Annotated in this window: 24 protein-coding genes and 2 tRNA genes; 6 read left to right on the forward strand and 20 right to left on the reverse strand. The window is 52.2% G+C overall.

Features of this window, described 5'->3' with window-relative positions; all coding sequences use genetic code 11:
- Nucleotides 1–14 precede the first annotated feature (14 nt).
- Together AC55FS_RS13515 and AC55FS_RS13520 are read right to left on the reverse strand one after the other, a co-directional pair.
- Nucleotides 15–1,133 carry an AI-2E family transporter gene (locus AC55FS_RS13515; protein WP_496935973.1) on the reverse strand — a complete coding sequence of 373 codons (1,119 nt, stop codon included), beginning with the start codon at nucleotides 1,131–1,133 and terminating at the stop codon, nucleotides 15–17.
- The gene (locus AC55FS_RS13520) at nucleotides 1,096–1,338 is read right to left on the reverse strand and encodes a sulfurtransferase TusA family protein (RefSeq protein WP_496932782.1); all 243 of its coding nucleotides are present in this window, start codon (nucleotides 1,336–1,338) and stop codon (nucleotides 1,096–1,098) included. Before AC55FS_RS13520 ends, AC55FS_RS13515 begins: the two co-directional genes overlap by 38 nt.
- 181 nt (nucleotides 1,339–1,519) lie before the next feature.
- On the opposite strand from AC55FS_RS13520, the gene AC55FS_RS13525 reads away from it, so the two are divergent.
- Complete coding sequence (locus tag AC55FS_RS13525) at nucleotides 1,520–2,953, forward strand: M48 family metalloprotease (RefSeq protein WP_496932783.1); 1,434 nt, start codon at nucleotides 1,520–1,522, stop codon at nucleotides 2,951–2,953.
- Between the two features lie 65 nt (nucleotides 2,954–3,018).
- Here AC55FS_RS13525 and nadA read toward each other — a convergent pair whose 3' ends face one another.
- The 12 genes from nadA to ruvA all read right to left on the reverse strand — a co-directional run bounded on the left by nadA (nucleotide 3,019) and on the right by ruvA (nucleotide 11,266).
- On the reverse strand, nucleotides 3,019–4,056 hold the full coding sequence (nadA, locus tag AC55FS_RS13530; RefSeq protein WP_496932784.1) for a quinolinate synthase NadA: 1,038 nt from the start codon (nucleotides 4,054–4,056) through the stop codon (nucleotides 3,019–3,021).
- Between the two features lie 131 nt (nucleotides 4,057–4,187).
- Nucleotides 4,188–4,263: transfer RNA gene (locus AC55FS_RS13535), tRNA-Lys, on the reverse strand.
- Between the two features lie 71 nt (nucleotides 4,264–4,334).
- A tRNA-Lys gene (locus AC55FS_RS13540) sits at nucleotides 4,335–4,410 on the reverse strand.
- A gap of 220 nt (nucleotides 4,411–4,630) precedes the next feature.
- Nucleotides 4,631–5,407 (reverse strand): tol-pal system protein YbgF, encoded by a 777-nt coding sequence (gene ybgF, locus AC55FS_RS13545; RefSeq protein WP_496932785.1) that lies wholly within the window; start codon nucleotides 5,405–5,407, stop codon nucleotides 4,631–4,633.
- Nucleotides 5,407–5,937 (reverse strand): peptidoglycan-associated lipoprotein Pal, encoded by a 531-nt coding sequence (gene pal / locus AC55FS_RS13550; RefSeq protein ID WP_496932786.1) that lies wholly within the window; start codon nucleotides 5,935–5,937, stop codon nucleotides 5,407–5,409. The genes ybgF and pal overlap by 1 nt, the downstream gene beginning before the upstream one ends.
- A gap of 30 nt (nucleotides 5,938–5,967) precedes the next feature.
- Nucleotides 5,968–7,248 (reverse strand): Tol-Pal system beta propeller repeat protein TolB, encoded by a 1,281-nt coding sequence (tolB, locus tag AC55FS_RS13555; RefSeq protein ID WP_496932787.1) that lies wholly within the window; start codon nucleotides 7,246–7,248, stop codon nucleotides 5,968–5,970.
- Nucleotides 7,242–8,054 carry a cell envelope integrity protein TolA gene (gene tolA, locus AC55FS_RS13560; protein WP_496932788.1) on the reverse strand — a complete coding sequence of 271 codons (813 nt, stop codon included), beginning with the start codon at nucleotides 8,052–8,054 and terminating at the stop codon, nucleotides 7,242–7,244. The genes tolB and tolA overlap by 7 nt, the downstream gene beginning before the upstream one ends.
- Entirely contained in the window at nucleotides 8,051–8,497 is a 447-nt protein-coding gene (gene tolR, locus AC55FS_RS13565; protein ID WP_496932789.1) for a protein TolR, read from the reverse strand. Before tolR ends, tolA begins: the two co-directional genes overlap by 4 nt.
- Nucleotides 8,498–9,193 carry a protein TolQ gene (gene tolQ / locus AC55FS_RS13570; RefSeq protein WP_496932790.1) on the reverse strand — a complete coding sequence of 232 codons (696 nt, stop codon included), beginning with the start codon at nucleotides 9,191–9,193 and terminating at the stop codon, nucleotides 8,498–8,500.
- On the reverse strand, nucleotides 9,190–9,618 hold the full coding sequence (gene ybgC / locus AC55FS_RS13575; protein WP_496932791.1) for a tol-pal system-associated acyl-CoA thioesterase: 429 nt from the start codon (nucleotides 9,616–9,618) through the stop codon (nucleotides 9,190–9,192). The genes tolQ and ybgC overlap by 4 nt, the downstream gene beginning before the upstream one ends.
- On the reverse strand, nucleotides 9,605–10,642 hold the full coding sequence (gene ruvB / locus AC55FS_RS13580; RefSeq protein ID WP_496932792.1) for a Holliday junction branch migration DNA helicase RuvB: 1,038 nt from the start codon (nucleotides 10,640–10,642) through the stop codon (nucleotides 9,605–9,607). Before ruvB ends, ybgC begins: the two co-directional genes overlap by 14 nt.
- A gap of 9 nt (nucleotides 10,643–10,651) precedes the next feature.
- Entirely contained in the window at nucleotides 10,652–11,266 is a 615-nt protein-coding gene (gene ruvA / locus AC55FS_RS13585; protein WP_496932793.1) for a Holliday junction branch migration protein RuvA, read from the reverse strand.
- 221 nt (nucleotides 11,267–11,487) lie between these two features.
- Here ruvA and AC55FS_RS13590 point away from each other — a divergent pair, with 221 nt between their 5' ends.
- The 3 genes from AC55FS_RS13590 to AC55FS_RS13600 all read left to right on the forward strand — a co-directional run bounded on the left by AC55FS_RS13590 (nucleotide 11,488) and on the right by AC55FS_RS13600 (nucleotide 15,302).
- Complete coding sequence (locus AC55FS_RS13590; protein WP_496932794.1) at nucleotides 11,488–12,498, forward strand: Fe(3+) ABC transporter substrate-binding protein; 1,011 nt, start codon at nucleotides 11,488–11,490, stop codon at nucleotides 12,496–12,498.
- Between the two features lie 91 nt (nucleotides 12,499–12,589).
- Nucleotides 12,590–14,230, forward strand: coding sequence for an ABC transporter permease (locus tag AC55FS_RS13595; RefSeq protein WP_496932795.1), 1,641 nt, complete (start codon nucleotides 12,590–12,592; stop codon nucleotides 14,228–14,230).
- 10 nt (nucleotides 14,231–14,240) lie between these two features.
- Nucleotides 14,241–15,302: an ABC transporter ATP-binding protein gene (locus AC55FS_RS13600; protein WP_496932796.1), complete on the forward strand. Its 1,062-nt coding sequence runs from the start codon at nucleotides 14,241–14,243 to the stop codon at nucleotides 15,300–15,302.
- A 65-nt stretch (nucleotides 15,303–15,367) separates the two neighbouring features.
- Here the strand turns inward: AC55FS_RS13600 and AC55FS_RS13605 are convergent, their stop codons facing one another.
- Genes AC55FS_RS13605 through AC55FS_RS13615 form a run of 3 tightly spaced genes read right to left on the reverse strand, consistent with a single transcriptional unit; the run spans nucleotide 15,368 to nucleotide 18,758 of the window.
- Nucleotides 15,368–16,669 (reverse strand): sodium ion-translocating decarboxylase subunit beta, encoded by a 1,302-nt coding sequence (locus AC55FS_RS13605; protein WP_496932797.1) that lies wholly within the window; start codon nucleotides 16,667–16,669, stop codon nucleotides 15,368–15,370.
- A 12-nt stretch (nucleotides 16,670–16,681) separates the two neighbouring features.
- On the reverse strand, nucleotides 16,682–18,454 hold the full coding sequence (oadA, locus tag AC55FS_RS13610) for a sodium-extruding oxaloacetate decarboxylase subunit alpha (RefSeq protein ID WP_496932798.1): 1,773 nt from the start codon (nucleotides 18,452–18,454) through the stop codon (nucleotides 16,682–16,684).
- A 58-nt stretch (nucleotides 18,455–18,512) separates the two neighbouring features.
- Nucleotides 18,513–18,758 (reverse strand): OadG family protein, encoded by a 246-nt coding sequence (locus AC55FS_RS13615; protein ID WP_496932799.1) that lies wholly within the window; start codon nucleotides 18,756–18,758, stop codon nucleotides 18,513–18,515.
- Nucleotides 18,759–19,082: 324 nt separating this feature from the next.
- Between AC55FS_RS13615 and AC55FS_RS13620 the strand changes: the two genes are divergently transcribed.
- A complete protein-coding gene (locus AC55FS_RS13620) occupies nucleotides 19,083–20,123 on the forward strand; it encodes a tRNA dihydrouridine synthase (protein WP_496932800.1) in 1,041 nt (346 codons plus the stop codon).
- Here the strand turns inward: AC55FS_RS13620 and AC55FS_RS13625 are convergent.
- Nucleotides 20,120–22,120, reverse strand: a complete 2,001-nt coding sequence (locus tag AC55FS_RS13625; RefSeq protein WP_496932801.1) for a methyl-accepting chemotaxis protein — start codon at nucleotides 22,118–22,120, stop codon at nucleotides 20,120–20,122. The two genes, AC55FS_RS13620 and AC55FS_RS13625, sit on opposite strands and share 4 nt — an antisense overlap.
- 188 nt (nucleotides 22,121–22,308) lie before the next feature.
- Between AC55FS_RS13625 and AC55FS_RS13630 the strand changes: the two genes are divergently transcribed.
- Nucleotides 22,309–22,656 (forward strand): hypothetical protein, encoded by a 348-nt coding sequence (locus tag AC55FS_RS13630; protein ID WP_496932802.1) that lies wholly within the window; start codon nucleotides 22,309–22,311, stop codon nucleotides 22,654–22,656.
- Nucleotides 22,657–22,728: 72 nt separating this feature from the next.
- On the opposite strand, the gene rsgA is transcribed toward AC55FS_RS13630, so the two are convergent.
- On the reverse strand, nucleotides 22,729–23,766 hold the full coding sequence (gene rsgA / locus AC55FS_RS13635; protein ID WP_496932803.1) for a ribosome small subunit-dependent GTPase A: 1,038 nt from the start codon (nucleotides 23,764–23,766) through the stop codon (nucleotides 22,729–22,731).
- Between the two features lie 224 nt (nucleotides 23,767–23,990).
- Entirely contained in the window at nucleotides 23,991–25,157 is a 1,167-nt protein-coding gene (locus AC55FS_RS13640; protein ID WP_496932804.1) for a nucleotide sugar dehydrogenase, read from the reverse strand.
- Nucleotides 25,158–25,198: the final 41 nt, after the last annotated feature.

Genomic DNA, 25,198 nt, shown 5'->3' on the forward strand with positions numbered 1-25,198 from the left:
CCCTGCCGCTGATTTCATTTGCCGTCACCGTCATCGACTTGCAATTGTTGATCCGGCCATGCCTGCACAACGGCGTTAAATAATGTCGCCAGCGGTATGGCGAAAAACACGCCCCAAAACCCCCACAAGCCGCCAAACACCAGCACGGCCAAAATAATAGCCACCGGGTGTAGGTTAACCACTTCGGAAAACAACAGCGGCACCAGCACATTGCCGTCCAATGCTTGAATCACGCCATACATCACCATTAACCATAAAAAGTCGTTGCTTAGTCCAAACTGAAAATAGCCCACCAAGGCCACAGGCACCGTCACCACCGCAGCGCCGATATAGGGCACCAACACCGAAAAACCCACCGCCAACGCCAGCAGGGCAGCGTAATTCAAACCAAGCCATACAAAGGCTGCGTAGGTTGCCGCCCCGACAATGACAATTTCTAACGCCTTGCCGCGAATATAGTTGGCGATTTGCTGATCCATTTCAGCCCAAACCCGATCCAGCAAGGTACGTTGCTGCGGTAAAAAGGACGTCATCCAATGAACAATCTGACTGGAATCTTTTAGTAAAAAAAACACCAATATGGGTACCAATACGCAATATATCAGCACCGCCATCACACCCGTGATTCCTGAAATAGAAAAGCTAACCGCCCACTGGCCTAGCTGTGCCAACTCATCACCAATCTGCTTGGTCCACTGACGAACCTGCTCTTCTGTCACCACCTCAGGAAATCGCTCAGGCAAGTGCAACAGCAACGCCTGACCCTCTTTTGCCATTCGCGGCAGCTCATAAAAAAACTGCGACATTTGCTGCCACACCGCCGGCAGCAAAAAGAACAAGAACCCCACCAAGCTGCCCGCAAACAAAGAAAATACCAATATTGTCGACACTAGATGACTAAGCCCTCTGCGCTTACAGATCTGCATTGCCCCCTGCAGCAAATAAGCAATGATTAGGGCGGTAAAAAACGGCGCCAACACCTGCCCAAATGACACCACCACCAGCAGCAAAGTGCCGATCAGCACCAATAGCAATAACGCCTCTTCATTGGAGAAATAGCGATCAATCCAACCTCGCACCACATTAAACAAATCGTTATTCTCCTTTTTGAATCCAGTAGTGATAAACATCATCACGTTGCTCTGCTGCTAACATCTGGTGATTTGTCAGCTCGGTCAGGGTATGCATATCTCGCCAGGAACCGGCATCCGTAGCCGACAACCACAACACTTGGCCACAGCCCATGCCTTTCAACGCCAGCTTGGCCTTCAACAACGGCATAGGACAGGCAAGACCATCGGCTTGCAGGCGCTGATCATAGGAGTGGGAATTCGACACGTTTGTTACCTTTTGCGACACTGCGCCCGACACACGAACAATTTACAACACCAACTTAGCATTGCTCCGGTGAGCCATTATACGGATGCGCAGCGCGTTCGCTATCGGCCGTCACCGCCACTCGTGGGAACCCACAATGCCTGCGAAGCTCAAACCAAGACCAATAGCATAGGACATCATCTTGTTACGCCTTAGGCTCCAACTCATTACTCTGCTGAACTGCCTGTGTCTGTATCTGCCCGCCCAGGCTGCCAGCAACGACTTGCCTAATTTAGGCGACAGCACATCAGGCATCGTCTCCTTACAACAAGAGCAACAACTGGGCCGGACCTGGCTGCGGCAGCTACGCAGCCAGGCTGTTTTGGTAGACAGCCCACATGCCAAACAGTTTCTGGAAGATCTGGTGTTTCAGCTCGTGCCCTACAGCGACCTTAACTACAGTGAGCTGGAGTTCGTCATTGTTGATCAGGCCACCCTCAATGCCTTTGCCGTACCGGGCGGCATCATCGGCATCAACTACGGACTGCTGATGCATGCTCGCGACGAAGACGAACTGGCCGCCGTGTTAGCACACGAACTTGCCCACCTTAGCCAGCGGCACTTTGCAAGGCGCATCGAACAATCACAAAAGCAGCAACCCATTGCCATGGCAGCCATCCTCGCCAGCATTCTGCTCATTGCCAGCAACAATCCAGATGCCGGCTTCGCAGGACTAATGTCTAGCCAGGCAGCCAGCATTCAAGAACAACTGGCCTACAGCCGCGACTGGGAACGTGAAGCCGACCGCTTAGGCATCAAAACCCTGGCGGCCGCTGGCCTCGATCCGCAAGCCATGCCCAGCATGTTTGAGCAGATGCAGCGCGCCAGCCGCTTCAGCCAAAGACCCCCTGAGTTCCTGCTCACTCATCCAATAACCGAATTTCGCATATCAGATGCTGCTGGCAGAGCAGACCGCTATCCAACTCAACCGCGCAGCCAAAGTTTTGATTTCTTATTGTTGAAAGCCGATGCTGAGTGGCGCTATCAGCACAGCACTCTACAAAAAACCGAGCAGCTGCGCCGTGCTATCAAACAAAGCAGCAAAGGCGACTGGCGCGCAGCACTGCAAGCGCAACTGGTTAAAACGCTGACCAACCAAGGCGACCTGAATGCCGCAAGAGAGGCTTTTGAAGAACTTAATGACTATCTACACCATGCAGCCCTGATTGCCCTGCAAGCGCCACTGATTAGCGCCAACGAGGCCATTGAGCGCATTCAGCAAGCTTTAGAACTGCAAACAGACAACCGAGTACTAATGACCGCACTGGCACAACAGCAGCAACGAGCCGGCAACCACCAAGCCGCCACTACCGCCTGGCGCCAACTGACCGAGCGCTGGCCCAATGATCCAGACAACTGGACCGGCCTACAACAAGCCGCGTCCGCACAAAAGGACAGCACTGGCGCTCTTTACGCCGGCGCAGAAAAGTTTTTTTTGACAGGAGATTACCCGCGCGCCTTGAGGCAGATGGAGCTCGCCATTCGCAGCGCGCGAGAACATGACGATTTCCAACGCCAGGCAGCCCTGGAGAGCCGCATGCGCACCATGGCCAGCGCCAGCCAAGAACTACAATAAAAATGGCTGGCACCCAGCTATAGAGAGCCTATTGCATGCCCAGGCGAAGCCTGGGCTATTACGACTTAGCGCTTAAACGCCAGCATACGACCAAGACTCACCTCGGCCTGTTGACGAATGCTTTCGTCAACTAACACCTCTGGTGCACCAGATACCAGCGCATCGCGAATATTGACCAGCTCGTTCATCGCCATCCAAGGACAATGAGCGCAACTGCGACAGGTGGCACCATTGCCAGCCGTTGGCGCTTCAATCAGCAGCTTATCTGGAGCCGCCTGTTGCATCTTATAGAAAATGGCTTTATCAGTAGCAACGATCAACGTATCTGTCTCCAGACGCTCCGCCGCCGCAATCAACTGACTGGTCGAGCCGACCACATCCGCCATCTCTACCACCGCCTGCGGACTTTCTGGGTGCACCAGAATAGCGGCATGGGGATGCACTTGTTTAAGGTCTGTCAGCGCCTTGGCCTTAAATTCATCATGAACGATGCACTCACTGTCCCACAGGATCATATCGGCGCCAATTTCACGCTGAATGTAGTTGCCCAAATGACGATCTGGCGCCCAGATTATGGACTGCCCTTGTTGTTTTAAATGGCGAACCACATCCAAGGCAATACTGGACGTCACCACCCAGTCCGCTCGAGCCTTAACAGCAGCCGAGGTATTGGCGTACACCACCACAGTGCGCTCAGGGTGCTGATCACAAAAAGCAGAAAACTCATCGATAGGACAGCCCAGATCCAGCGAACAGGTGGCCTCCAGGGTGGGCATTAAAATGCGCTTTTCAGGGCTCAGGATTTTGGCAGTTTCGCCCATAAAGCGAACGCCAGCCACCAATAAGGTACTGGCTTTATGATCGCGACCAAAGCGCGCCATTTCCAATGAATCGGAAACACAACCACCCGTGGCTTCAGCCAAGGCCTGAATTTCTGGTGCAGTGTAATAGTGGGCAACAATGGCGGCATCTTGCTGCTGTAACAGCTGCTTAATTTCCTGCTCAAGCTGCTGTTGCTGCTCTGCGGTCATCACCGGCGATGGCGACGACCAATGCTCGCGGATAATTTCTCTTGAACGTTCTTGTTGGGGGCTAGACGACATACTCACGCCTCTCACATCAGCTGGCGGCATTCTATCACAGCAGCCGTTTTTTGCTGCGGCCACCTTCATGGCTATTTTTTTAGGCATAAAAAAAGGGGAGAAAGTTACCTTTCTCCCCTTTTAGGAATAAGTGGTGGGTCGTGCTGGATTCGAACCAGCGACCAATTGGTTAAAAGCCAACTGCTCTACCAACTGAGCTAACGACCCTCAGTTGTTGATCATTTTAGCCATCTTTTAGAAAAAGTCAAGCTTTTCAACAACTTACCTCTGGTAGTTGGTGGTGGGTCGTGCTGGATTCGAACCAGCGACCAATTGGTTAAAAGCCAACTGCTCTACCAACTGAGCTAACGACCCCCAGAGGAGGTGCGTATAATACTCAGATATTGTTGGAGCACAACCCCTTTTCCAAAAAAAATTAAACTTTTTATGCACTTAGCGCTTTTCAGTACGCTTTTTAATCAATCACGACACGTGGTCGAGCAAAACTCGATCAACATCAAAGACCAGCGGAGTATTTAGCAAAAAGGGAGGAAATGAAAACCCAGCGCGACGCCGCCACGCTAGGCGATAGAGATCACAAAGTTTTCAGGTAAGAACGCGCGAGCTGCACCGTGGCATCAGCTTTGCCAGCGTAGGTATTAATGACTTTTTGCAGCCATTGACGTGCTTCATCAATACGCCCCTGCTTGTGCAGAGTCACCGCGTACTTGTAGCTGGCATCAGGGGTTTTGCCATGCTCAGGATACTGATCAATGACTTTCTTAAACTGAGTCAAAGCCAAGTCATGCTGGCCTTGCACCAAGGCAACCTCTCCTGACCAGTACCAGGCATTGGCCACCAACTCACCCCCTGGATAGTTTTGTGCAAATTCATCAAACGCCTGCTGCGCTTCGACAAATTGCTTATTACGTACCAGCGTCATCGCTTGCTTATAAGCATCGGCCGCCGGAACGGTTGGCTCTGCTGCCACTGGAGATGAGGATAAAGGAGGAGTTGTTTCAGTTGTCGGTACGGCGGCGCCTGGTTGTTGCATCAGCAACGACAAGCGACGGTCCACATCCAGATAACGCTGCTGCCCAGATTGTTGCAAAGCACTAATCTCGCGCTGTTGCGTTTCTACCTGACTGCGTAGATAAGCAATTTCTTGCTGCATCTGCTCAACCTGGGTAATCAATTCGGTTAATAAACCCGACTGACTGCCGGTCGGTTGAGACGATGATTCCACTTGAGTGGCCTGCACCGGCTTTACCACCGGTGCAGTTGGTACCTGCTCACCTACGGAGACCCATTCGTTTGCCAGCGCAATAGGGCTGTGCAAAGCCACGGACAATAGCAGATACTGCATCGTCATTAGCGCTGATATTTCACTTCAACGCGACGATTTTTGGCATAGCTGGTTTCGTTGTGGCCCATGACCGCTGGACGCTCTTCGCCAAAGCTCACCACTTCCAGTTGCTCAGCAGCCGCACCGTTAGCCATCAGGAAACGACGAACAGTCATAGCACGACGCTCACCCAGAGCCAGGTTGTATTCAACGGTACCACGCTCATCGGCATGACCTTCCAGTACAACGCGAGTCGCTGGATTGTTTTTCAGGTAAGCAGCGTGAGCCATCAGCGAAGGCTTACCGTCTGCTTTCAGCGAGCTTTGGTCAAAGTCAAAGTAGAACACGGTCTGCTCACGCAGTGCTGCCGCTTCATTTTCGGCTGCCATGTCTTCGCCGCTGACTGTATTGGTGTCAACAACCGTTGTGCCAGTTTCCGTTGCTGTAGGCTCAGTGCTGCTGTCACCTTCGCTCACTTCGCCCGTGCTTGAACAGGCTGAAATCAGGATAGCGCTCAGGGTCAATCCTAACGCCTTGTAAAGTGCAGTTTTTTGCATAACCGTCTTCCCAGTTAAGGTTGGTGTGTTTTATTTAAAAATGGGTGACCAAGCAGGTTCTCTAACGTCGCCGAACTTGGATGGAAGGCGAAATTTCACCTCACCATCCACCGATACCGCCGCAAGAATACTGCGATCCGCTTCACTTGCGGCATAAACTACCATACTTCCGTTAGGTGCAACACTAGGCGATTCATCCAGCTCCGTCTCTGATGTCAGAATATGAACCAGGCCACTTTCTAAGTCCTGTGCAGCGATGTGAAAACGGTTATTGGCCTGATGCACATACACCATTTTGCGCCCATCGGCAGTCACGCGAGCCCGAGCATTGTAATTCCCTTCAAACGTCACTCGTTCAATGCTCTTGTCCACGGTATTAATCTTGTAAATTTGTGGCCCACCCGCTCGGCTCGAGGTAAACACAATATCCCGTCCATTTGGCATCCACTGCGGTTCGGTATCAATGCCATAGTGTCGGGTCAAGCGGGTCAGTTCTCGACTCTCAAGGTCCAACACATAAACATCCGGATTGGCCAATTGCGAACGAACAAATGCCAGTTTTTTGCCATCCGGAGAAAACGCCGGCGCACTGTTCGACCCCCGATACGCCGCTACCTTATCTCGCTTACCGGACGCCAGTTCCTGAATATAGATTTCGCTTTTACCACTTTCAAACGACACATAGGCGACACTGCGACCATCAGGTGACCAAGCCGGTGAAATAATAGGATGCTTTGAACTGAATACGACCTGCTCTCGCGCACCATCAGCGTCAGCGTAGTTCAAATTAAAGCGCGTGCGCTCACGATTAGTGGTGACATACACCAACTTAGTCGAAAATACCCCCGGCACTCCGGTTAAGCGCTCAAAGATAAAGTCACTGATGTAATGCGCCATATCGCGCAACTGGCCCGGCTGTCCGCGCACACGATGACGTAACAGTTCAATACCTTGGTGCACATCCACCACATGGAACTCGGCCAGATACTCAGCACCATTAGGCCAAATTCGGCCCAACACCACGTAATCCTGCTGCAGCGCCCGCCAATCGCTGTAGTTAACCTGCTCCAAAGTGCTGGGCTGAGAAATCATGCCTACCGCCGGCAAGGTTCGAAAATAGCCACTGTGTTCCAGGTCACTGGTAATAATGGACGACACATCTTCCGGCAGGGCCTGCTCGCCTTGCCAAGCAAACGGCACCACAGCAATAGGAATGGCTGACTGTTTGCCTTGGGTAATTTCAATGACTAGATCAGCGCGCGCAACGCCGCAAACCAGCAATAAACAAAGCTGTAAAATTCGAACTACCACACTGCATTCTCCGGTCTGAAATTCATGGTAAAACTACGAAACTGCTGTTCAAAAACTCGAATATCTTGTGGCACCGGCAACGGCGATGCCCGCTTTACTGCTTGTTCTACCGAGCGATCCAGCGCGCGGTTGCCACTGCTTTTAACGACTTCTACCTGCACCACCTCACCAGTCGGTACCAACGTCAGTCGCACTGACACCTGCTGATCTTTTTGCACCGCCGGTGGATAGCGCCAGGCAGATTCAATCTGTGCCCGAATCATATCAATATGGGTGGCCGCCGTTTTAGCTGCCTCGGCAGCCGCCGCTTCAGCTTGCAATTGCTGCTCCAGTGCTTGCTCGCGCAGCCGACGCTCCAGCAACGCTTGCTCTTCCGCTAATTGCTGCTGACGCCGCTGTTCTTCCTGGCGAGCCTGCTGTTGCTGCGCCTGACGTTTAGCTTCTTGCTGGCGTTTTTTTAGCGCCAGGGCTTCGCGCTGCTGCTGAGCTTCTTTCTCACGCTGCTCTCGTTTGGCTTTTTCTTGCGCCTTGCGCTTTTGTTCTGCTTGCTTACGCTGCTGCTCTTTGGCCTTTGCAGCTTGTTGTTTTTGCCGCTCCACAGCTTGGCGCTTGGCTTGTTGCTGACGCTGTTTAACCGCTTTATTTTCTTCTTGAATAATGCTCGCGACCATATGCCTAGGCACAGGCTCTGGCCGCTTATGATCGGTTTGATTCCACTGCACCACAAACGCGGCCATCACCAGCGCATGCAGCACCAGCGCCAGCAATATCGGCACACCGTAACCATCACGCCTAGCTTGCATCATTTTGCCTGTGGGTCCGGTGCCTCGGTGACCAACCCGATATTATTGATATCGGCGGCCTGCAAAGCGCCCATTAATGCCACCACCTGGCCATACGGCACACGCTCATCACCACGCACTAAAATCCGAGTGGCAGGTGTTTGTGCCACCACTTTAGCGGCGTAATCCTGAACCTTTGCCAGCGACATAGACTGGGGATCGTCTTCACCGCGCTCGATAAACAATTGCCCTTGCTGATTAATGGCAATAATCAGGGTGTGATCATCCGGGTCAATTTCCGTGGGTTTGGCATCCACGTCGGGAAGGTCCACTGGCACGGTTTGCACCAACATAGGTGCAGTCACCATAAAAATAATTAACAGCACCAGCATCACGTCAATGTAAGGCACAACGTTAATTTCTGCTACGGGACGACGCTTCGGCGCATAGCCGGCCATAGGTTCCATTTACGCGGCCTTTCCGTTGTGTTGCGCTTTTTGTGCCTGACGGTACAACAAGGATGAAAACTCATCGGCAAAGGTGTACATCATGGTCGACAGCTGATCGACACGGTTGGCGTAACGGTTATAAAAAATCACCGCTGGGATGGCCGCCAAAAGTCCCATCGCCGTAGCGACTAGGGCCTCAGAAATACCCGGTGCTACGGTGGCAATGGTGGCTTGCTTAACCGCCGCCAATCCTTGGAAAGAGTGCATAATGCCCCATACGGTACCAAATAAGCCGATATAAGGACTGGTCGAACCGACCGTTGCCAATAAAGGAATATGGTGTTCGAGGGAGTCCACCTCGCGAGTAATGGCAATACGCATGGCACGCTGCACACCGGCCATCAGCGCATCGGGATCCGTTGTGTGGTGCTGGCGCAGCTTGCTGAATTCTTTTAAGCCGGCCATAAACACGGTTTCCGTTGGCGAATGATAAACATTCGACTGGCACTCACGATACAGCTCATTTAAATCAATGCCAGACCAAAATCTGTCTTCAAAACGGGTCATGTTTTGCTTGGCAGTGCTTAGCATACGGCCACGCTGAAAAATAATGACCCAACTGGCCAGTGACGCCAGCAATAACAGCAACATCACCAGCTGCACTACCAAGCTGGCATTTATAATCAGGTGCATGATCGATAGTGATTCGTTCACATCGTCTCCTTAACGGTTTGATTGCCATCCATAAACGCCAACACGGCGCTGCGAATGTCATCGGGCAAGCTACGCAACTTGCCATCGGTTTGAATACAGGCGATGCGTACACTGCCCTGGCATAAACAATGTCCCTGACGACCCACCTGTTGCGTGATGGTCATACTGGCTCTGCCCAATTGGGAAATTTCAACACTCACCAAGAGCTCATCATCGAGGCGCGCGCTGTGTTTATAATCCAACTGCAGCGACTGCACGACAAACAAACAATTTTGCTGGCGCAGTATTTCCTGCGAAAAACCCAATTGACGCAACCATTCTGTGCGCCCACGTTCCATAAATTTGAGGTAGTTGGCGTAATAAACGATACCGCCCAGGTCTGTGTCTTCGATATAGACTCGAATCGGCCACTCAAACACTGCCATTGTCTCCTTCGACGGCCAATCTCGACGGCAGTGGCAGATTAAAATGCAAATACGCCAATCGTGTGGCCACTCGGCCACGAGGCGTACGGGCAATATAACCTTGCTGCATTAAATACGGTTCCAACACGTCTTCAATGGTATCGCGCTCTTCACCAATAGAAGCGGCCAACGACTCCACCCCAGCTGGCCCGCCGTCGTACTTTTCCATTAAGGTTAATAGCAAGCGACGGTCCATATGATCAAAGCCCTGGGCATCGACACTCAGCATATTCAAGGCCGCATCGGCACAGGCTTTATCAACAGCACCATCAGCTTTTACCTGGGCGTAATCACGCACCCGACGCAATAAACGATTGGCGATACGTGGAGTACCACGCGAGCGACGAGCAATCTCACTGGCGCCATCCAAATCAATCGGCACTTCCATTAAACGTCCCGAACGAGCGACGATGTGAGCCAAATCGGGCACCGAATAAAACTCTAGGCGCTGTACGATGCCAAAACGATCGCGCAGTGGTGAGGTTAATAATCCGGCTCGCGTGGTAGCACCGACTAAGGTAAATGGCGGCAAGTCTATTTTAATCGAACGCGCCGCCGGGCCTTCGCCCACCATAATATCGAGCTGATAATCTTCCATCGCCGGATACAAAACTTCTTCTACCGCCGGATTTAGTCGATGTATTTCATCGATAAACAGCACATCGCCCTCTTCCAAACTGGTCAGCATGGCGGCCAAATCACCGGCTTTTTCCAACACAGGGCCAGAGGTAGATTTCAGTGTCACGCCCATTTCCGTGGCGATAATATTGGCCAAGGTCGTTTTACCGAGCCCCGGCGGACCAAACACTAAGGTATGGTCGAGGGCTTCTTGGCGAGATTTGGCCGCATCTATAAAGATTTCCATCTGCTCGCGCACCACCGGCTGACCAATATAATCCGCCAGCGAAGTCGGGCGAATGGCTCGATCTTGCCGCTCTTCCATTGGCATCGGCTGGGCACTGACAAAGCGATCGCTTTCTATCATAACGCTGCTCTACCGTCCGCCGCTTAAGGTGTTACGCAGCGCCTGTCGGATCAGTTCTTCCGAGCTAAGACCGTCTGCTGCTACTTTATTCAGCATCTTAGCGGCATCTTGTGGTTTGTAGCCGAGGGCCACCAGGGCCGTTTCCGCTTCTGCCAAGGTGTGTTGATGCTGGTCTTTTTCCGCTTGCTCGGCCGCGGCCCACAAAGGCGCTGGCGCTTGCCATTCTTTCAGGCGGTCACGCATTTCAACGATCAGACGTTCGGCGGTCTTTTTGCCAACACCTGGCAGCTTAGTCAGAGCAGCAATGTCCTCACTGTGCACGCAATGGGCAAAGGCGTTAACGTCCATACCTGACAATATGGCTAACGCTAATTTAGGCCCAACACCACTGACTTTGATCAAAGTGCGAAATAAGGTGCGCTGCTCTCGGTCGCTAAAACCATATAACTGATGGGCATCCTCTCGAATGGCCAAATGGGTGTATAACGTCGCCGCTTGTCCAATGGAGCCCAGGCTGGCAAAAGTAGATATGGGCGCTTGAATCTCATAGCCCACGCCCTGGACGTCGAGCAATAGCTCCGGCGCCTGTTTTTCAACGATGATTCCTTGTAATCGGCCAATCATGGCAAGTGCGGTTCCGCAGGTAGGTCAATGTCGCGTAAGACTACCAGTATGACCACAGAGGCTCAATTGAGGCCAAGCAATCTGGTGACCAGTCTATACATTCCCTGACCCAATCTGTGGCGGTGAGAATACTGATGATGCTTGCTGTCAGGCCTGTATTTACGGTAAAGTCTGCGGCCTTATCGAGAACCATTCTCAGTTTCAACTTTGGAGCCTATCCCATGAAATGGATTACGCTGCCCCTACTGGCATTGTCTGCGGTTCTGCCCTGGTCCAGCCAGGCGGATGAACTCAACCTCTATTCAGCGCGCAAAACTGAACTGATCGAACCCCTGTTAGACAAGTTCACCGCACAGACTGGCATCAAGGTGAACCTAGTGACCGGTAAGGATGACGCTCTGCTGCAACGATTGAAATCAGAAGGCAAGCTCAGCCCTGCCGATATGCTGATTACCGCCGATGTAGCCAGACTGCAACGCGCCAAAGATGCCGGCTTATTTCAAGCGATTGACAGCGATGTGCTGACACAGCGAGTGCCAGCTCATCTTCGCGACAATGACAATCAATGGTTTGGCTTATCCAAGCGTGCCCGGGTGATTTTTTACAACCCCAAAACCGTTAAACCTGAGCAGCTGTCGAGCTATGAAGCACTGGCCGACAAACAATGGCAGGGCCGGGTTTGCATTCGCTCTTCCAGCAATGTTTACAATCAGTCCCTAGTCGCGGCCATGCTGGCCGATCTCGGTGCTGAGCGCACGCAACAGTGGGCGAACAACTTTGTAAACACCTTCGCCCGCCCACCCGCCGGTGGCGACCGCGATCAGATTAGCGCCCTGGCTGCTGGCCAATGCGATCTGGCTGTGGCTAACACTTATTATTATGGCCGCATGCTGAAATCCGCTGGCGAAGAAAAGGCCGCTGCCGAGCAAGTCGCTTTATTCTGGCCCAACCAACAAGGCCGTGGCGCTCACATCAACGTATCTGGCGCTGGCGTGACGCAATCCGCCAAAAACAAAGCCGCTGCTATCAAGCTGCTGGAATTTTTAGTGTCAGAACCGGCGCAGCAATGGTACGCCGAGGTGAACAACGAATTCCCAGTGGTCGAAGGCGTGCAATTAGACCCAGTCGTCGCAGCCTGGGGCTCATTTAAAGCCGACGATGTTGACCTCAGCACCCTTGGTAGCAATAACCAGCAAGCGGTTAAGATCATGGACCGTGCTGGCTGGCGTTAAAATCGTTACACTGTGGCCCTGATCCGGGCCACAGATTTTCACCGACGTGAACTCCACCTCTACATCCCTACCTGCCACTAACCAACAGCGTATGCTGATTAACAGCCAGCGCCGCGATGGCGGTGTCGCCATAGCCACTCTAGGTATAACGCTGCTATTGACCATTCCGGTGCTGTCGGTGCTGTGGCATGCCTTGTTTGCCGACAGCAGCAGCTGGCAACACCTGGCCGAAACGGTACTGAGCGACTACATCTGGCAATCCTTGTGGCTGTGTTTTTGGGTGGCTATCGGGGTGTTAACTCTGGGCATCAGCTGCGGCTGGCTCACCAGTCGCTATCGCTTTCCCGGCAGTCGTTTTTTAAGCTGGGCGCTGTTATTGCCGCTGGCTTTTCCGGCCTACATCATCGCTTACACCTACACCGACCTGCTCGATTTTGCCGGCCCGCTGCAAACCGCCTTGCGCGACTGGACCGGTTGGGGCTATCGCGATTATTGGTTTCCGCCTATTCGCAGCCTAGGCGGCGCAGCATTGATGTTAACCCTGGTGCTCTATCCCTATGTATTTATGCTCAGCCGTGCATCCTTTATTACTCAGTCTGGCCTCAGCGCCGATGCCGCACGCTCATTAGGCGCCTCTCGCTGGCGAATTTTCTGGCGCATCGATTTGCCACTCGCGCGCCCTGCCATTGTTGCTGGCACCAGCCTGGCACTGATGGAAACCTTGGCCGATTACGGCACGGTCAGTTATTTCGGTGTCAGCAGCTTTAGCGCCGGCATTTTTCGTACCTGGCACGGCCTAGGCGATATGAATGGTGCCATGCAATTGGCTTCTTTGTTATTGGCCGTGGTGGTCATTTTATTAACGCTAGAGCGCTATTCTCGCCGCCATCAGCGTATTGACCAACTGCAACACCAGCCACCAACATCACCACCCCAGTTACGTGGCTGGCGTGCAGCACTAGCGACTGGCTGGTGTACTTTGCCATTGCTGCTGGGTTTTATCGTGCCGGTGGCCATGATCCTCTCCTGGCTGTGGCATAAGCCGCCCACGCTGGATAATAAGTTTTTTGATTTAATTAGCCACAGCATGCTGCTGGCTATCGCCGCGGCACTGATTACCCTGACGCTGGCGGTTATGCTGGCTTGGCTGCGACGTTTTTATGCGGCTCCCTGGATCAAGCCAGCCGTTGCCAGTGCTAGCCTCGGTTATGCCGTGCCCGGCACTGTTATTGCGATTGGCATCTTGGTACCGCTGGCCGCCCTCGATCGCAGCCTTAACAATTTGCTATCACATCTGTTTGACTGGCAGCCGGGCTTAATCTTTTCAGGCACTGTGGTGGCATTGCTGTTTGCTTATGCGGTGCGTTTTTTAGCCGTGGCACTCAATAGTGTGCAATCTGGCATGAGTCAGATCTCAACCAGCCTGGATCGTTCGGCCAGAAGCTTGGGACACGGCCGCTGGTCCGTGATGCGTCGTATTCATCTGCCATTGCTCACTACCAACTTGCTGACCGCTGTATTACTGGTATTTGTCGATGTCTTAAAAGAGCTGCCAGCCACCTTGATTTTACGCCCTTTTAACTTCGACACCCTGGCGGTCAAAGCCCACGAGCTGGCGGCCGACGAGCGTTTACTCGATGCTGGCCCAGTGGCCTTGACCATAGTACTGGTCGGCTTATTGCCGGTTATTCTACTTAGCCGCAAATTACAACAATCGCCTTCACCTCAGTAACGGAAGCCCCATGAACACCTCCGCCGCTCTTACCCTGGAACAGGTCAGCCTTGGCTACGATCAGCGCCTGGTCGTTAAAGATGTTTCACTGCAACTGCAAGCCGGTGAAATAGGCTGCTTACTGGGGCCTTCTGGCTGTGGAAAATCAACGCTATTGCGCGCAATTTGTGGCTTTGAGCCCTTGCGCAGCGGCCGCATCCACATTGACGGCACCCTGGTTTCCAGCAACAGCCTGATGACAGCACCAGAAAAACGTCCTGTGGTGATGGTGTTTCAGGAGTTAGCGCTGTTTCCGCACATGACCATAGAAGACAACCTGGCCTTTGGCCTGAGCCACTTAAAGGGGCCGCAACGCCAGCAACGCATCGAACAGCTGCTGCATTTAATTGCCCTACCCGAGATGGGCAAACGTTATCCGCACGAATTATCCGGCGGCCAGCAACAACGTGTAGCGGTTGCCAGGGCCATTGCGCCAAAACCTAGGCTGTTATTATTGGACGAACCCTTTTCCAGCCTGGATGCCGAGCTGCGCGAAGATTTAGCCGAACAGATTCGCGATATTTTAAAGGCCGAAAACATCAGTGCCTTAATGGTCACCCACGATCAGCTGGAAGCCTTTGCCATGGCCGACCGAGTTGCGGTTATGCAAGGTGGAGAGCTGCAGCAATTTGATAGCGCCTTTAATCTCTACCACCGCCCTGCCACCCGCTTTGTCGCCAGCTTTATTGGTCAAAGTACCCTGATACCCGCACGTGTGATTAACGAGCACCAGGTGGAATGCTCGTTAGGCAGCCTGGTATCCGAACACGCCATTGCCTTTAACAGCGGCCAAACCGTCGATTTAATGCTGCGCCCGGACGATGTGCTGCATAATGACGATGCCTTGCAGCGTGCCACCATAGTGCGCAAACGCTTTCGCGGCTCACATTTTTTATACACAGTCGAACTGGCCGATGGCGAACAGGTGTACTGCCACGCATCATCGCACCATAACCATCAGTTAGGCGAAACCATTGGCATTGAGCCTAACATTGATCACTTGGTGTTATTTAATGGCACCGTCTCAGCCTGACATATTCAGCAGGCTAAAGGCACAAAAAAGCCGCCCGAAGGCGGCTTTCTATAACCGGACAAGTATCAGTTAAAGAAACTGATCATGACACCGGCTGCGACCGCTGAACCAATCACACCAGCCACATTGGGCCCCATGGCATGCATCAGCAGGAAGTTTTGCGGATTGGCTTCCAGGCCCACCTTATTTGACACCCGTGCTGCCATAGGCACTGCCGATACACCAGCAGAGCCAATCAGCGGGTTGATAGGATCTTTGCTGAGCTTATTCATCAGCTTAGCCATCAACACACCAGCAACGGTGCCGACACCAAAGGCCACCAGACCCAGCACAATAATGGCCAAAGTGCTGCCATTTAAGAAGGCATCTGAGCTCATTTTGTAGCCCACCGACAAGCCCAGGAAGATAGTAACGGTATTAATCAAAGCATTTTGCGCGGTATCGCTTAAACGCTCGACCACACCCGACTCTTTCATCAGGTTACCGAAACAGAACATCCCCAGCAGCGGTGCTGCCGAAGGCAAGAGTAAAGCCACCAATACCAGCACAGCGACAGGGAACACAATCTTTTCGCCCTTCGATACAGAACGCAGCTGACTCATCTGAATCTTGCGCTCTTGCTCAGTGGTCAGAGCTTTCATAATGGGCGGCTGAATCATTGGCACCAGAGCCATATAAGAATAAGCCGCCACAGCAATGGCACCTAACAGCTCAGGCGCTAGCTTTGAGGCGATAAAGATCGAAGTTGGACCGTCTGCTCCACCAATAATGCCGATGGCGGCCGCTTGCTGCATGGTGAAATCCATCAAGCCTGCATCCGTTAGCAGCACAGCACCAGCCACGGTACCAAAGATACCAAACTGCGCCGCTGCGCCCAGCAGCAAGGTCTTAGGATTGGCCAATAGCGGACCAAAGTCCGTCATGGCACCCACCCCCATAAAGATCAGCAAAGGCGCAACACCACTAGCAATGGTGACACTGTAAAAGGTATACAGCATGCCGTTTTCAAAACCGGCCGCTGAACCCAGCAGCAGCGCCTTTTTGTACAGCACCACTTCAGCATTGTGATAGGCGTGCAATACTTCCTGCACACCCGCATCGGCCGCTAGGCTAAACAGCTCACGAAACTGCGCCAACAGCGCCACATCACCACTGCGAATTGCTGCCTCGGCTGCCGACCAGCCTAAACCCGCGCTGGGAATATTCACCAATAAGGTGCCCACGGCAATAGGTAACAACAGCAAAGGCTCAAAGCCTTTTTTAATGGCCAGATACAACATACCGAAGCCAACCAGCATCATAATGGCCTGGCCTAGCTCGATGTTATACAGCCCGGTGTCGTGCCATAGGTTGATTAAACTTTGCATTTATCAACCTCCTTAGGCCAGCGTGTACAGGGTATCGCCAACCTTGACGGCGGTGCCTTCTGCAGCGCTCACGCTACCCACGGTACCCGCACGTGGAGCACGAATTTCTGTTTCCATTTTCATGGCTTCCAGAATCAGTACCACGTCACCCTCTGCTATTTGCTGCCCAGGCTGCACTAGCACTTTCCAAACATTACCCGCCAGAGGAGCTGGAACGGGCTCACCGCCGCCCACAGCCGCTGGCGCTGCAGCAGTCGATGCGGTGCCACCGCCCAGGTTCAACGGCGCGCCATTAACCGGCGCTAGCTCTTTAACGTCACCACCATCGTCTACCTTGACCACGTATTCGTTGCCATCAACGGTGACAGTAAAGGTGTCTTCATCAGCGCCTTTAGGCGCTGGTTCAAAGGCGTCGGGATTGCCACGATTTTCAAGGAACTTAGGCGCAATTTGCGGGAACAATGCGAAGGTCAAAGCATCATCAATTTTGTCTGCCGCCAGCTTAAAGCCTTTATCCGCGGCCAGTTTTTCAACATCGCCAACGATTTTATCCAGCTCATTTTCCAACAGATCACCAGGGCGACAGGTAATGGCTTCTTTACCATCCAACACCCGCTGCTGCAGCTCGCTGTTGTATGGTGCAGGAGCGGCGCCATATTCGCCTTTTAAGATGCCCTGGGTTTCTTTTGAAATGGACTTGTAACGCTCGCCCGTCAATACGTTCAATACCGCTTGGGTACCGACGATTTGTGAGGTTGGCGTGACCAGTGGGATATAACCCAGGTCTTCGCGCACACGAGGGATTTCTTTCAGCACCTCATCAAACTTGTCCGACGCACCCTGCTCACGCAGTTGATTTTCCATATTGGTGAGCATGCCACCAGGTACTTGTGCCACCAAAATACGGCTATCAGTACCGCGCAGCGCGCCTTCGAATTTGGCGTACTTTTTCCGCACTTCACGGAAGTAGGCAGCAATTTCTTCCAGCAGCAGCAAGTCGATGCCGGTATCACGTTCGGTACCAGCCAAAGATGCCACAATCGATTCTGTCGCGGTATGACCATAGGTCATCGACATAGACGAAATAGCGGTATCAACCCGATCAACACCCGCCTCAATCGCTTTTAGGTAGGTCATGTCTGACAAGCCTGAGGTGGCGTGGGCGTGCAGCTGAACTTCCAAATCTGTTTGCGCTTTTAATTTGCCGATCAATTCAAAGGCGTCGTAAGGGGTTAATACGCCCGCCATATCTTTAATGGCGATAGAATCGGCACCCATGTCTTCGATTTGCTTGGCCAAAGTGACCCAAGAATCCATGGTGTGAACCGGAGAGGTGGTATAAGACAGCGTGCCCTGGGCATGCTTGCCTTGTTTTTTCACCGCTTTTAGCGCTGTTTCCAGATTGCGCGGATCATTCATCGCATCAAATACGCGGAAAACGTCGACGCCATTGGTGGCGGCCCGTTCGACGAATTTTTCCACCACATCATCTGCGTAATGACGATAGCCGAGCAAATTCTGACCACGCAGCAGCATTTGCTGCTTGGTGTTTGGCATGGCCTTTTTAAATTCACGAATACGATCCCAAGGATCTTCGCCCAAATAGCGAATGCAGGAGTCGAACGTCGCGCCGCCCCAAGATTCGGTTGACCAGTAACCAACCTGATCCAGTTTGGCCGCAATGGGGAGCATGTCATCAATACGCATGCGCGTCGCCAGAATGGACTGGTGCGCGTCACGCAGGACGACGTCGGTAATACCTAAAGGTTTTTTAGAATCGGTCATGGGTGATGGCCTTTTCTCTTCCGTTAACGTTAATAACGTTTGTTATCCCAAATCGCGGCTACTTTTGGCGTGCGCGATGTTCTTTGACAGCCGCTGATAACACTTTCAGCAACTGAGGATCGACACCGGGCGCTGCCACAGCCGGCGCCGGGGCGGCCACTGCTTCAGGTTCTGGTGCGAACTTGTTTACCAACTTGGACATCAGGGTGGTTACGAACACCAGCATTGTCAGAAAGACAAATACCACGCCCATACCAAACACCATCAGCTCCAAGCCTTGTGACACGAGACTGGGCTCAGTCATGCAGGCACTCCTTTTCTGGATGTATCTGTAGCCATTGCGCGACTTTCGGCAACAATGCCATAAGAGTCATACGACAATGAGCCGCGCTAGATTACTGAAATAGCTAAATCTAGGCAATAAGGATGGCCAGGCTGATTAGTCAGATTTATCAGGGATTTCCACCAGCACCCCCTTCTAGGCCGCATGAAAGCAGCTAAAAGACTGGGGTTAAGCAAATTCCCGAATGAAATCACCATACGTATTCATACGTACGAATTTTTCTCAGAGTGGTGCAAATTTCGACCAATCGCTATACTGCGCCGCCTTTTGCTCTGGTCCTCTGGTATGACATTTTCTGGCACCTTGCCTCTGACCGCGCCTGCGTCACCCTATATCGCCTTGGCGCCCATGGAAGGTTTGATGGACTTTAACCTGCGCGCCATTCTCACTGCCCAAGGTGGCATCGACCATTGTGTGACCGAGTTTATTCGCATTACCGACCAGCGCCTGCCAGAACGCGTATTCAAGCGCTTCTGCCCAGAGCTCGACAACCAAGGCAAAACTGCCAGCGGCACTCCAGTACACGTGCAACTACTGGGCTCAAATGTTGAAATGATGGCCGCCAATGCAGAAAAAGTGGCGCGCATGGGCGCACCCGCCATCGATTTGAATTTTGGCTGCCCAGCCAAAACAGTAAATAAAAGCCAGGGCGGCGCCGTATTGCTGCAATGGCCAGAAAAACTGCATGCCATCAGCAAAGCCGTGCGCAGTGCAGTACCAAGCCACATCCCCGTCAGTGCCAAAATGCGCCTTGGTTTTACCGATAAATCCCTCGCCCTTGATAACGCGATTGCACTGCAAGAGGCCGGCATTCAATGGCTCACGGTACATGCCCGCACCAAAACCGAAGGCTATAAACCGCCCGCACACTGGCACTTTCTAAAACAGATTCGCCAGCAGCTGCACATCCCGGTACTGGCCAACGGCGAAATCTGGAACCGTGACGATGCCAAGCGCTGCCTGGAAGTGAGCGGCTGTCAGCTATTAATGATTGGCCGTGGATTGGTGGCGGTACCGGATCTGGCGCAGCGCATTAAGCATGGCCATAGTGACGATTTTGTTGGCCAAAACTGGCAACAACGATTGGCCTTGTTAGCGCAGCTGGCTACACAGCTCGAACATCTATCTGACAAAGCACTGACGGATCGCCTAAAACAGTGGCTGCACTACTTTTCCATGCAATCCGACGCCATTGCAACGGTATTTAAAGCCGTTAAGCGCGAGCGCGAGCGGTTGTCATTTTTTGCTTGCCTACAGCAAGCCATCAGCGACGCCGAAGCCAACCCACAGTGGCAACAGTACAATTACCAGCACAGCGGCTTTTAGTGATTCGCTTGCGCAGTCACGCTAAAGCGCTCGGTTTGGCGGCTTAATTCATTGGATAAATCCTTTTGCTCTCGCGCTGTTTTGGCCATAAATTGCGTACTGGCACCGGTATGCGCAGCAATTTTATGAATGCTGCGCACGGTTTCAGCCACACTGTTGTTGGTATGCACTTGCTCTTCTGTAGCCGCTGCAATTTGATCAGACATATTTCGAATGCCGTCAATGGCTGACATTATTGAATCAAGCGCCGCTGCTAACTGTTCGGCATCCTGAAACGATGCCTCCATCGACTGCTGAGATTCCTGCATGGTCTGATAGGCTTGCTCAGCACTGTTTTGAAAGTCGGTCACTATGGTGCCAATTTCCGTCGTTGAGTCGTGAGTTCGCTGCGCTAAAGAGCGCACCTCATCAGCAACCACAGCAAATCCACGCCCCTGCTCGCCTGCTCGGGCGGCTTCGATGGCCGCATTTAATGCCAATAAATTGGTTTGCTCTGCAATCGATTGAATCTCACTTAACACCCGACCAATGGCGTTACTATTTTCATGCAGACCATGAATCACCTCGGACACGTCGTTCATCACCGATTTTAATGTACGCGTATTGACCGCCGATGCCTGCACCACTTCAGCACCTTTTTGGGTCGTATTAACGGCAGCTTCCGAGTGTTCGACCAGTGCCTGAATACTTTCAGCAATTTCCCGGGTGGCCTGCTCTAATTGCACCACACCTTCGACCACCTGTTCCGTTTCATCATTTTGCAGCGCCACGCCCTTACTGCTTAAAGAAATGGTGCAATGATTTTGCATAGAGGTCAGCATTAACTGGCGCGCCACGCGCTCCAGCTTACAAATCAAGTCTTCGAAAGAGTGCATCATCTGATTAAAAGACTGTGCTGTTTGTCCCAACTCGTCGTCTAACAGCACATCAATCCGGGTAGTCAAATCCAGCTGCTGACCTGCACGCCCAAACCCCTGGTACAAGCTGTGTATCTGTTGCAACATCAACTTGGCAATCCAACTAGCAAGTGCAATGGCCAGCGCAATGCCCAGCGCACTGACCACCAAGCTATACAGCAAGTAAGTCAAAATGGCACCATGACGCTGCTGAACTGCATCAATAATAAAAGCAGCAAATGCATCTTCTATTTGTTTCAGTCGATTTATGCGCTGCGTGGATGCTGCAAACCACTGCTCAGCCGAACGCTGAAAGCCTCCGGAATCAGATTTGGCATGGGCCACTTGACGAAATTCGGCAACCGCTTGTTGCTCTGAAGACTGCAAAAATTGCTCAAATAATTGCCGCTGAGACTGAGCCGTAAACAGCATGTAATTATTAAAGAAGGCGTCCTGTTCAGACACCAAACGTACAAATTTTTGATACAAACCAGCTGAAAAACCATCGGCAGCAAACGCATTACTGAGCACCGCGCGCTCAATACCAGCACGTTCTTTACCCTGCAAATAGTTGTAATAGGCTTGCAGCAAACGGGATAGTTCGCCGTCCGTCACCCGCTCACTGGCCTTAGCAGGCATAGCCAGCAGCTGACCAATAACACCGGTATAAAAGGCTAAAGTATCTGGCAACGATACTTGCAAGCTATCGACACCTTGGCGGCGTGTCGATAACGCTCCCAGGGCGCTTTGCACCGTCGATAACTCCCTTGCTGTCGGCAAATGAGAATAAGCTGCCAGCACCGCTTGCCAACGCTCGACAGCTTGAGAAGTGCCTTGCCTTTGCTGCTGCAGTTGCTGAGCAAAGGCTTTGCCACCACTGCCCAGGAAGCCTGCTGACATACCACGTTCTTTTTGTAACTCATGGGCCAAGACACTGTTTGCAGCCGATAAGGTGACCAAGGCTTCAGCCGTCGTTATCTCGTCCAGCGACTGCCATTGCTTCCAAGTATTTTGCACCTCCAGCAAGAACAAGGCCGCAACCGGTATACTGACCAACAGTAGGAATTTTGAACGAACCGGCAGACGCGAAAGAAAGCCCATAGACACCTCCCTGTATTCTCTGCTGACAGCGTAGCCAATTGGCCAAGCTCTGCTTTGATTAGCCGAGATGCGCCAGCAGCGACGAGATAGTCAGCTGCTACATAATAATCGCTGCAGTGATGGTCGCAGAACGTCACTTTGTGACCCAATGCCGCCCTTTTTCCGCTCAAACAGCCTAAGCTGATGACATGTTCAGCGAAACAAGTCAGCAAGGCAAAGACGCTATGCCTAGTACTCGAACCCTAGTGTTAATGACGCTTTCGGCCATTACGGTCATTGCCATATTGTTTGTTGTGCCCCTCAGCAAGCTTCCGCTGCTGAGTATTGCCTTAGGCATTACCGCGCTGGCCTGGGTTACTTGGCAGCGTTTGATGCGCCATGAGCAGCCCAACAGCCAGGAAGTACGTCAGCAGTTAAAAGATATCGACGTCATGATTGCTTACGGCCAAACAGAACGGGCTCGCCGACTGCTAACGCGCCTACAGCAACGCTACCCACAAGACAGCGCCATCAGCCAACGCCTTAGTTTGATTTAATCGAGAGACAGAATTTTTAAGCCGCGCCACTACCCCATAACATTTGGGCAGCGGCGCGCTGTCAGCTAAACATCAACCATCTTGGCGGAGCCACTTCTTTTGCGCCACGATTGATCTCGCCTCAGATGCAAAACGTCGCTCAGCTTGGCGCCTTTCCGCCAAAGTGGAACTGTTGCGCGCCTCTTCTCGCTGTAACTTCATGAAGTTGTGCCAACGCCTTGGATCTAGATGGCCTTCCTCTATGGCTGTACGAACCGCGCAGCCGGGCTCTTGTTGATGCTGACAATCGCTAAAGCGACAGGCGGATGCCAGCTCGCTAATATCAGCAAATGCCAGCTCCAACCCTTGCTGACACTGGGTGAGCTGCAACTCACGCATGCCAGGCATATCCATCAGTAAAGAACCATTGTCGAGCAGCAATAGCGATCTGCCAGTAGTGGTATGACGCCCCTTGCTGTCGTCGGTACGAATACCCCCCGTCAGCTGCTGCTCCGCCCCCAATAGAGAGTTACTGAGAGTCGACTTACCGACACCAGACGATCCCATTAACGCCAATGTTCGACCCGCACGACACCAACCACTCAGCTGTTGGCGCACATCGATCTCATCAAGAGCATTGACTGCTAGCACAGGCAGCAGGTTGTCCACCGCCTGAACCTGTGCAACGAACGATTCAACCTCATCGCATTCGTCGGCTCGCGTCAGCACCACAACCGATTCAGCCCCAGCTTCTTTAATAACCGCCAAATAACGCTCCAGACGATTAAGATTAAAGTCGTGGTTCAACGCCATAACGATCAATACCGTATCCACATTGACGGCGATGAGCTGCGCGACCGATTCCTTGCCGGCACGACGTCGTTGAAACAAAGACTGACGCTCGAGTATACGTAATGGCAGCCCGTCTTTAAGCAGCAGCCAGTCACCGACACACACATGCCAATCAGGCATAGCACTAACGCTCAGCCCACCCGCTTCGCCGCACAGATGCCAGCGATCACGATGCTGATGCATTAACCGCATCGGTTGCGTGTCAGTACATTCCTGCAGTGACAGTTGTTGTTGAAAAAAAGAGTGCCAACCCAAGTTGAGCAGAGAATAATTAGACATGATAACCCCTGACGCAAAGCGTCATAGATTGCTGTAAGCAGCAATAAAATCAGGGGCAGAAACGCCCCGGCGAATGCCGGGCTACGGTGCTGTAAAAATCAGCAGGCCCGGCCGGGAGTTAAAACAATCATCAAAATCCTCCGGCCAGTTAATAAAGAGGGGGCGATAGTATCAGTGTACTAGCCGCTAAGCCAGTACACTTTACTTTAAAGTGACGTTAACACTTAATCGTGACCAAACAAGTCGCGTGTATAGACCTTGTCTTTTACCGGTTGAAGTTCATCCGACAAACGATTAGCGACAATAACATCGGAAAGATTTCGGAACTCATTCAGATCTCTGATCACGCGCGAGTGGAAAAAATGCTCCTCTTCCAATACAGGCTCGTATACCACCACTTCAATGCCCTTTGCCTTAATACGCTTCATGATGCCCTGCACCGCAGAAGCGCGGAAGTTATCTGAGCCTGATTTCATTACCAGCCGATAAATACCCACGACCTCAGGCTGGCGCGCAATAATGGAGTCGGCAATAAAATCCTTGCGCGTGCGGTTGGCATCAACAATGGCGCGCACCATGTTATTGGGCACATCTTCAAAATTCGCCAATAATTGTTTGGTATCTTTTGGCAAACAATAACCACCATAACCAAATGATGGATTGTTGTAATGACTACCAATTCGTGGATCCAGACCCACGCCTTCAATAATTTGGCGAGTGTTTAGGCCATGCACCTGGGCATAGCTATCGAGCTCATTAAAATACGCCACTCGCATGGCCAGATACGTGTTGGAAAACAGCTTCACCGCCTCGGCTTCGGTAGAGTCGATAAATAGCTGCGGGATATCTTCTTTTAACGCCCCTTGTGCCAGCAAAGAAGCAAACGTCCTTGCACGTTCGCTGTCTTCACCAACGATAATGCGAGACGGATAGAGGTTATCGTACAGAGCACGCCCTTCACGCAGAAACTCCGGCGAAAACACAATATTATCACAATCGAATTCTTGACGAATTCGATGGGTAAAGCCCACCGGCACGGTCGATTTGACCACCATAACGGCATCAGGATTAATGCTTTTTACATCTCTAATGACGGCTTCCACACTGTTGGTATTAAAGAAGTTAGTAGCAACATCATAGTCGGTGGGGGTGGCAATAATGACGAATTCAGCCTGATGATAGGCCTCGTTTTTATCCAACGTCGCAGTAAAGTCAATATCGTTACGCGTTAGAAACGCTTCAATTTCGGCATCAACAATCGGCGATTGGCGTTGGTTCAATAACTCAACTTTGTGCGCATCAATATCCAACGCGACCACTTGATTGTGCTGCGCTAACAACATGGCATTGGACAAACCGACGTATCCGGTTCCGGCAACGGCTATTTTCATCGTCATCTCTCTATGCGATTCAAAGGGAGCAAGGCTCCCCG

This window comes from Bacterioplanes sp. CLAM21 (assembly GCF_059641015.1).

Excerpts from the sequence above, each read along its gene's own strand:
- AC55FS_RS13515 (WP_496935973.1), bottom strand. The coding sequence starts at position 1,133 with ATGATGTTTATCACTACTGGATTCAAAAAGGAGAATAACGATTTGTTT.
- nadA (WP_496932784.1), bottom strand. The coding sequence starts at position 4,056 with ATGTCGTCTAGCCCCCAACAAGAACGTTCAAGAGAAATTATCCGCGAG.
- ybgF (WP_496932785.1), bottom strand. The coding sequence starts at position 5,407 with ATGACGATGCAGTATCTGCTATTGTCCGTGGCTTTGCACAGCCCTATT.
- pal (WP_496932786.1), bottom strand. The coding sequence starts at position 5,937 with ATGCAAAAAACTGCACTTTACAAGGCGTTAGGATTGACCCTGAGCGCT.
- tolA (WP_496932788.1), bottom strand. The coding sequence starts at position 8,054 with ATGATGCAAGCTAGGCGTGATGGTTACGGTGTGCCGATATTGCTGGCG.
- tolR (WP_496932789.1), bottom strand. The coding sequence starts at position 8,497 with ATGGAACCTATGGCCGGCTATGCGCCGAAGCGTCGTCCCGTAGCAGAA.
- ybgC (WP_496932791.1), bottom strand. The coding sequence starts at position 9,618 with ATGGCAGTGTTTGAGTGGCCGATTCGAGTCTATATCGAAGACACAGAC.
- ruvB (WP_496932792.1), bottom strand. The coding sequence starts at position 10,642 with ATGATAGAAAGCGATCGCTTTGTCAGTGCCCAGCCGATGCCAATGGAA.
- ruvA (WP_496932793.1), bottom strand. The coding sequence starts at position 11,266 with ATGATTGGCCGATTACAAGGAATCATCGTTGAAAAACAGGCGCCGGAG.
- AC55FS_RS13590 (WP_496932794.1), top strand. The coding sequence starts at position 11,488 with ATGAAATGGATTACGCTGCCCCTACTGGCATTGTCTGCGGTTCTGCCC.
- AC55FS_RS13595 (WP_496932795.1), top strand. The coding sequence starts at position 12,590 with ATGCTGATTAACAGCCAGCGCCGCGATGGCGGTGTCGCCATAGCCACT.
- AC55FS_RS13600 (WP_496932796.1), top strand. The coding sequence starts at position 14,241 with ATGAACACCTCCGCCGCTCTTACCCTGGAACAGGTCAGCCTTGGCTAC.
- AC55FS_RS13605 (WP_496932797.1), bottom strand. The coding sequence starts at position 16,669 with ATGCAAAGTTTAATCAACCTATGGCACGACACCGGGCTGTATAACATC.
- oadA (WP_496932798.1), bottom strand. The coding sequence starts at position 18,454 with ATGACCGATTCTAAAAAACCTTTAGGTATTACCGACGTCGTCCTGCGT.
- AC55FS_RS13615 (WP_496932799.1), bottom strand. The coding sequence starts at position 18,758 with ATGACTGAGCCCAGTCTCGTGTCACAAGGCTTGGAGCTGATGGTGTTT.
- AC55FS_RS13620 (WP_496932800.1), top strand. The coding sequence starts at position 19,083 with ATGACATTTTCTGGCACCTTGCCTCTGACCGCGCCTGCGTCACCCTAT.
- AC55FS_RS13625 (WP_496932801.1), bottom strand. The coding sequence starts at position 22,120 with ATGGGCTTTCTTTCGCGTCTGCCGGTTCGTTCAAAATTCCTACTGTTG.
- AC55FS_RS13630 (WP_496932802.1), top strand. The coding sequence starts at position 22,309 with ATGTTCAGCGAAACAAGTCAGCAAGGCAAAGACGCTATGCCTAGTACT.
- rsgA (WP_496932803.1), bottom strand. The coding sequence starts at position 23,766 with ATGTCTAATTATTCTCTGCTCAACTTGGGTTGGCACTCTTTTTTTCAA.
- AC55FS_RS13640 (WP_496932804.1), bottom strand. The coding sequence starts at position 25,157 with ATGAAAATAGCCGTTGCCGGAACCGGATACGTCGGTTTGTCCAATGCC.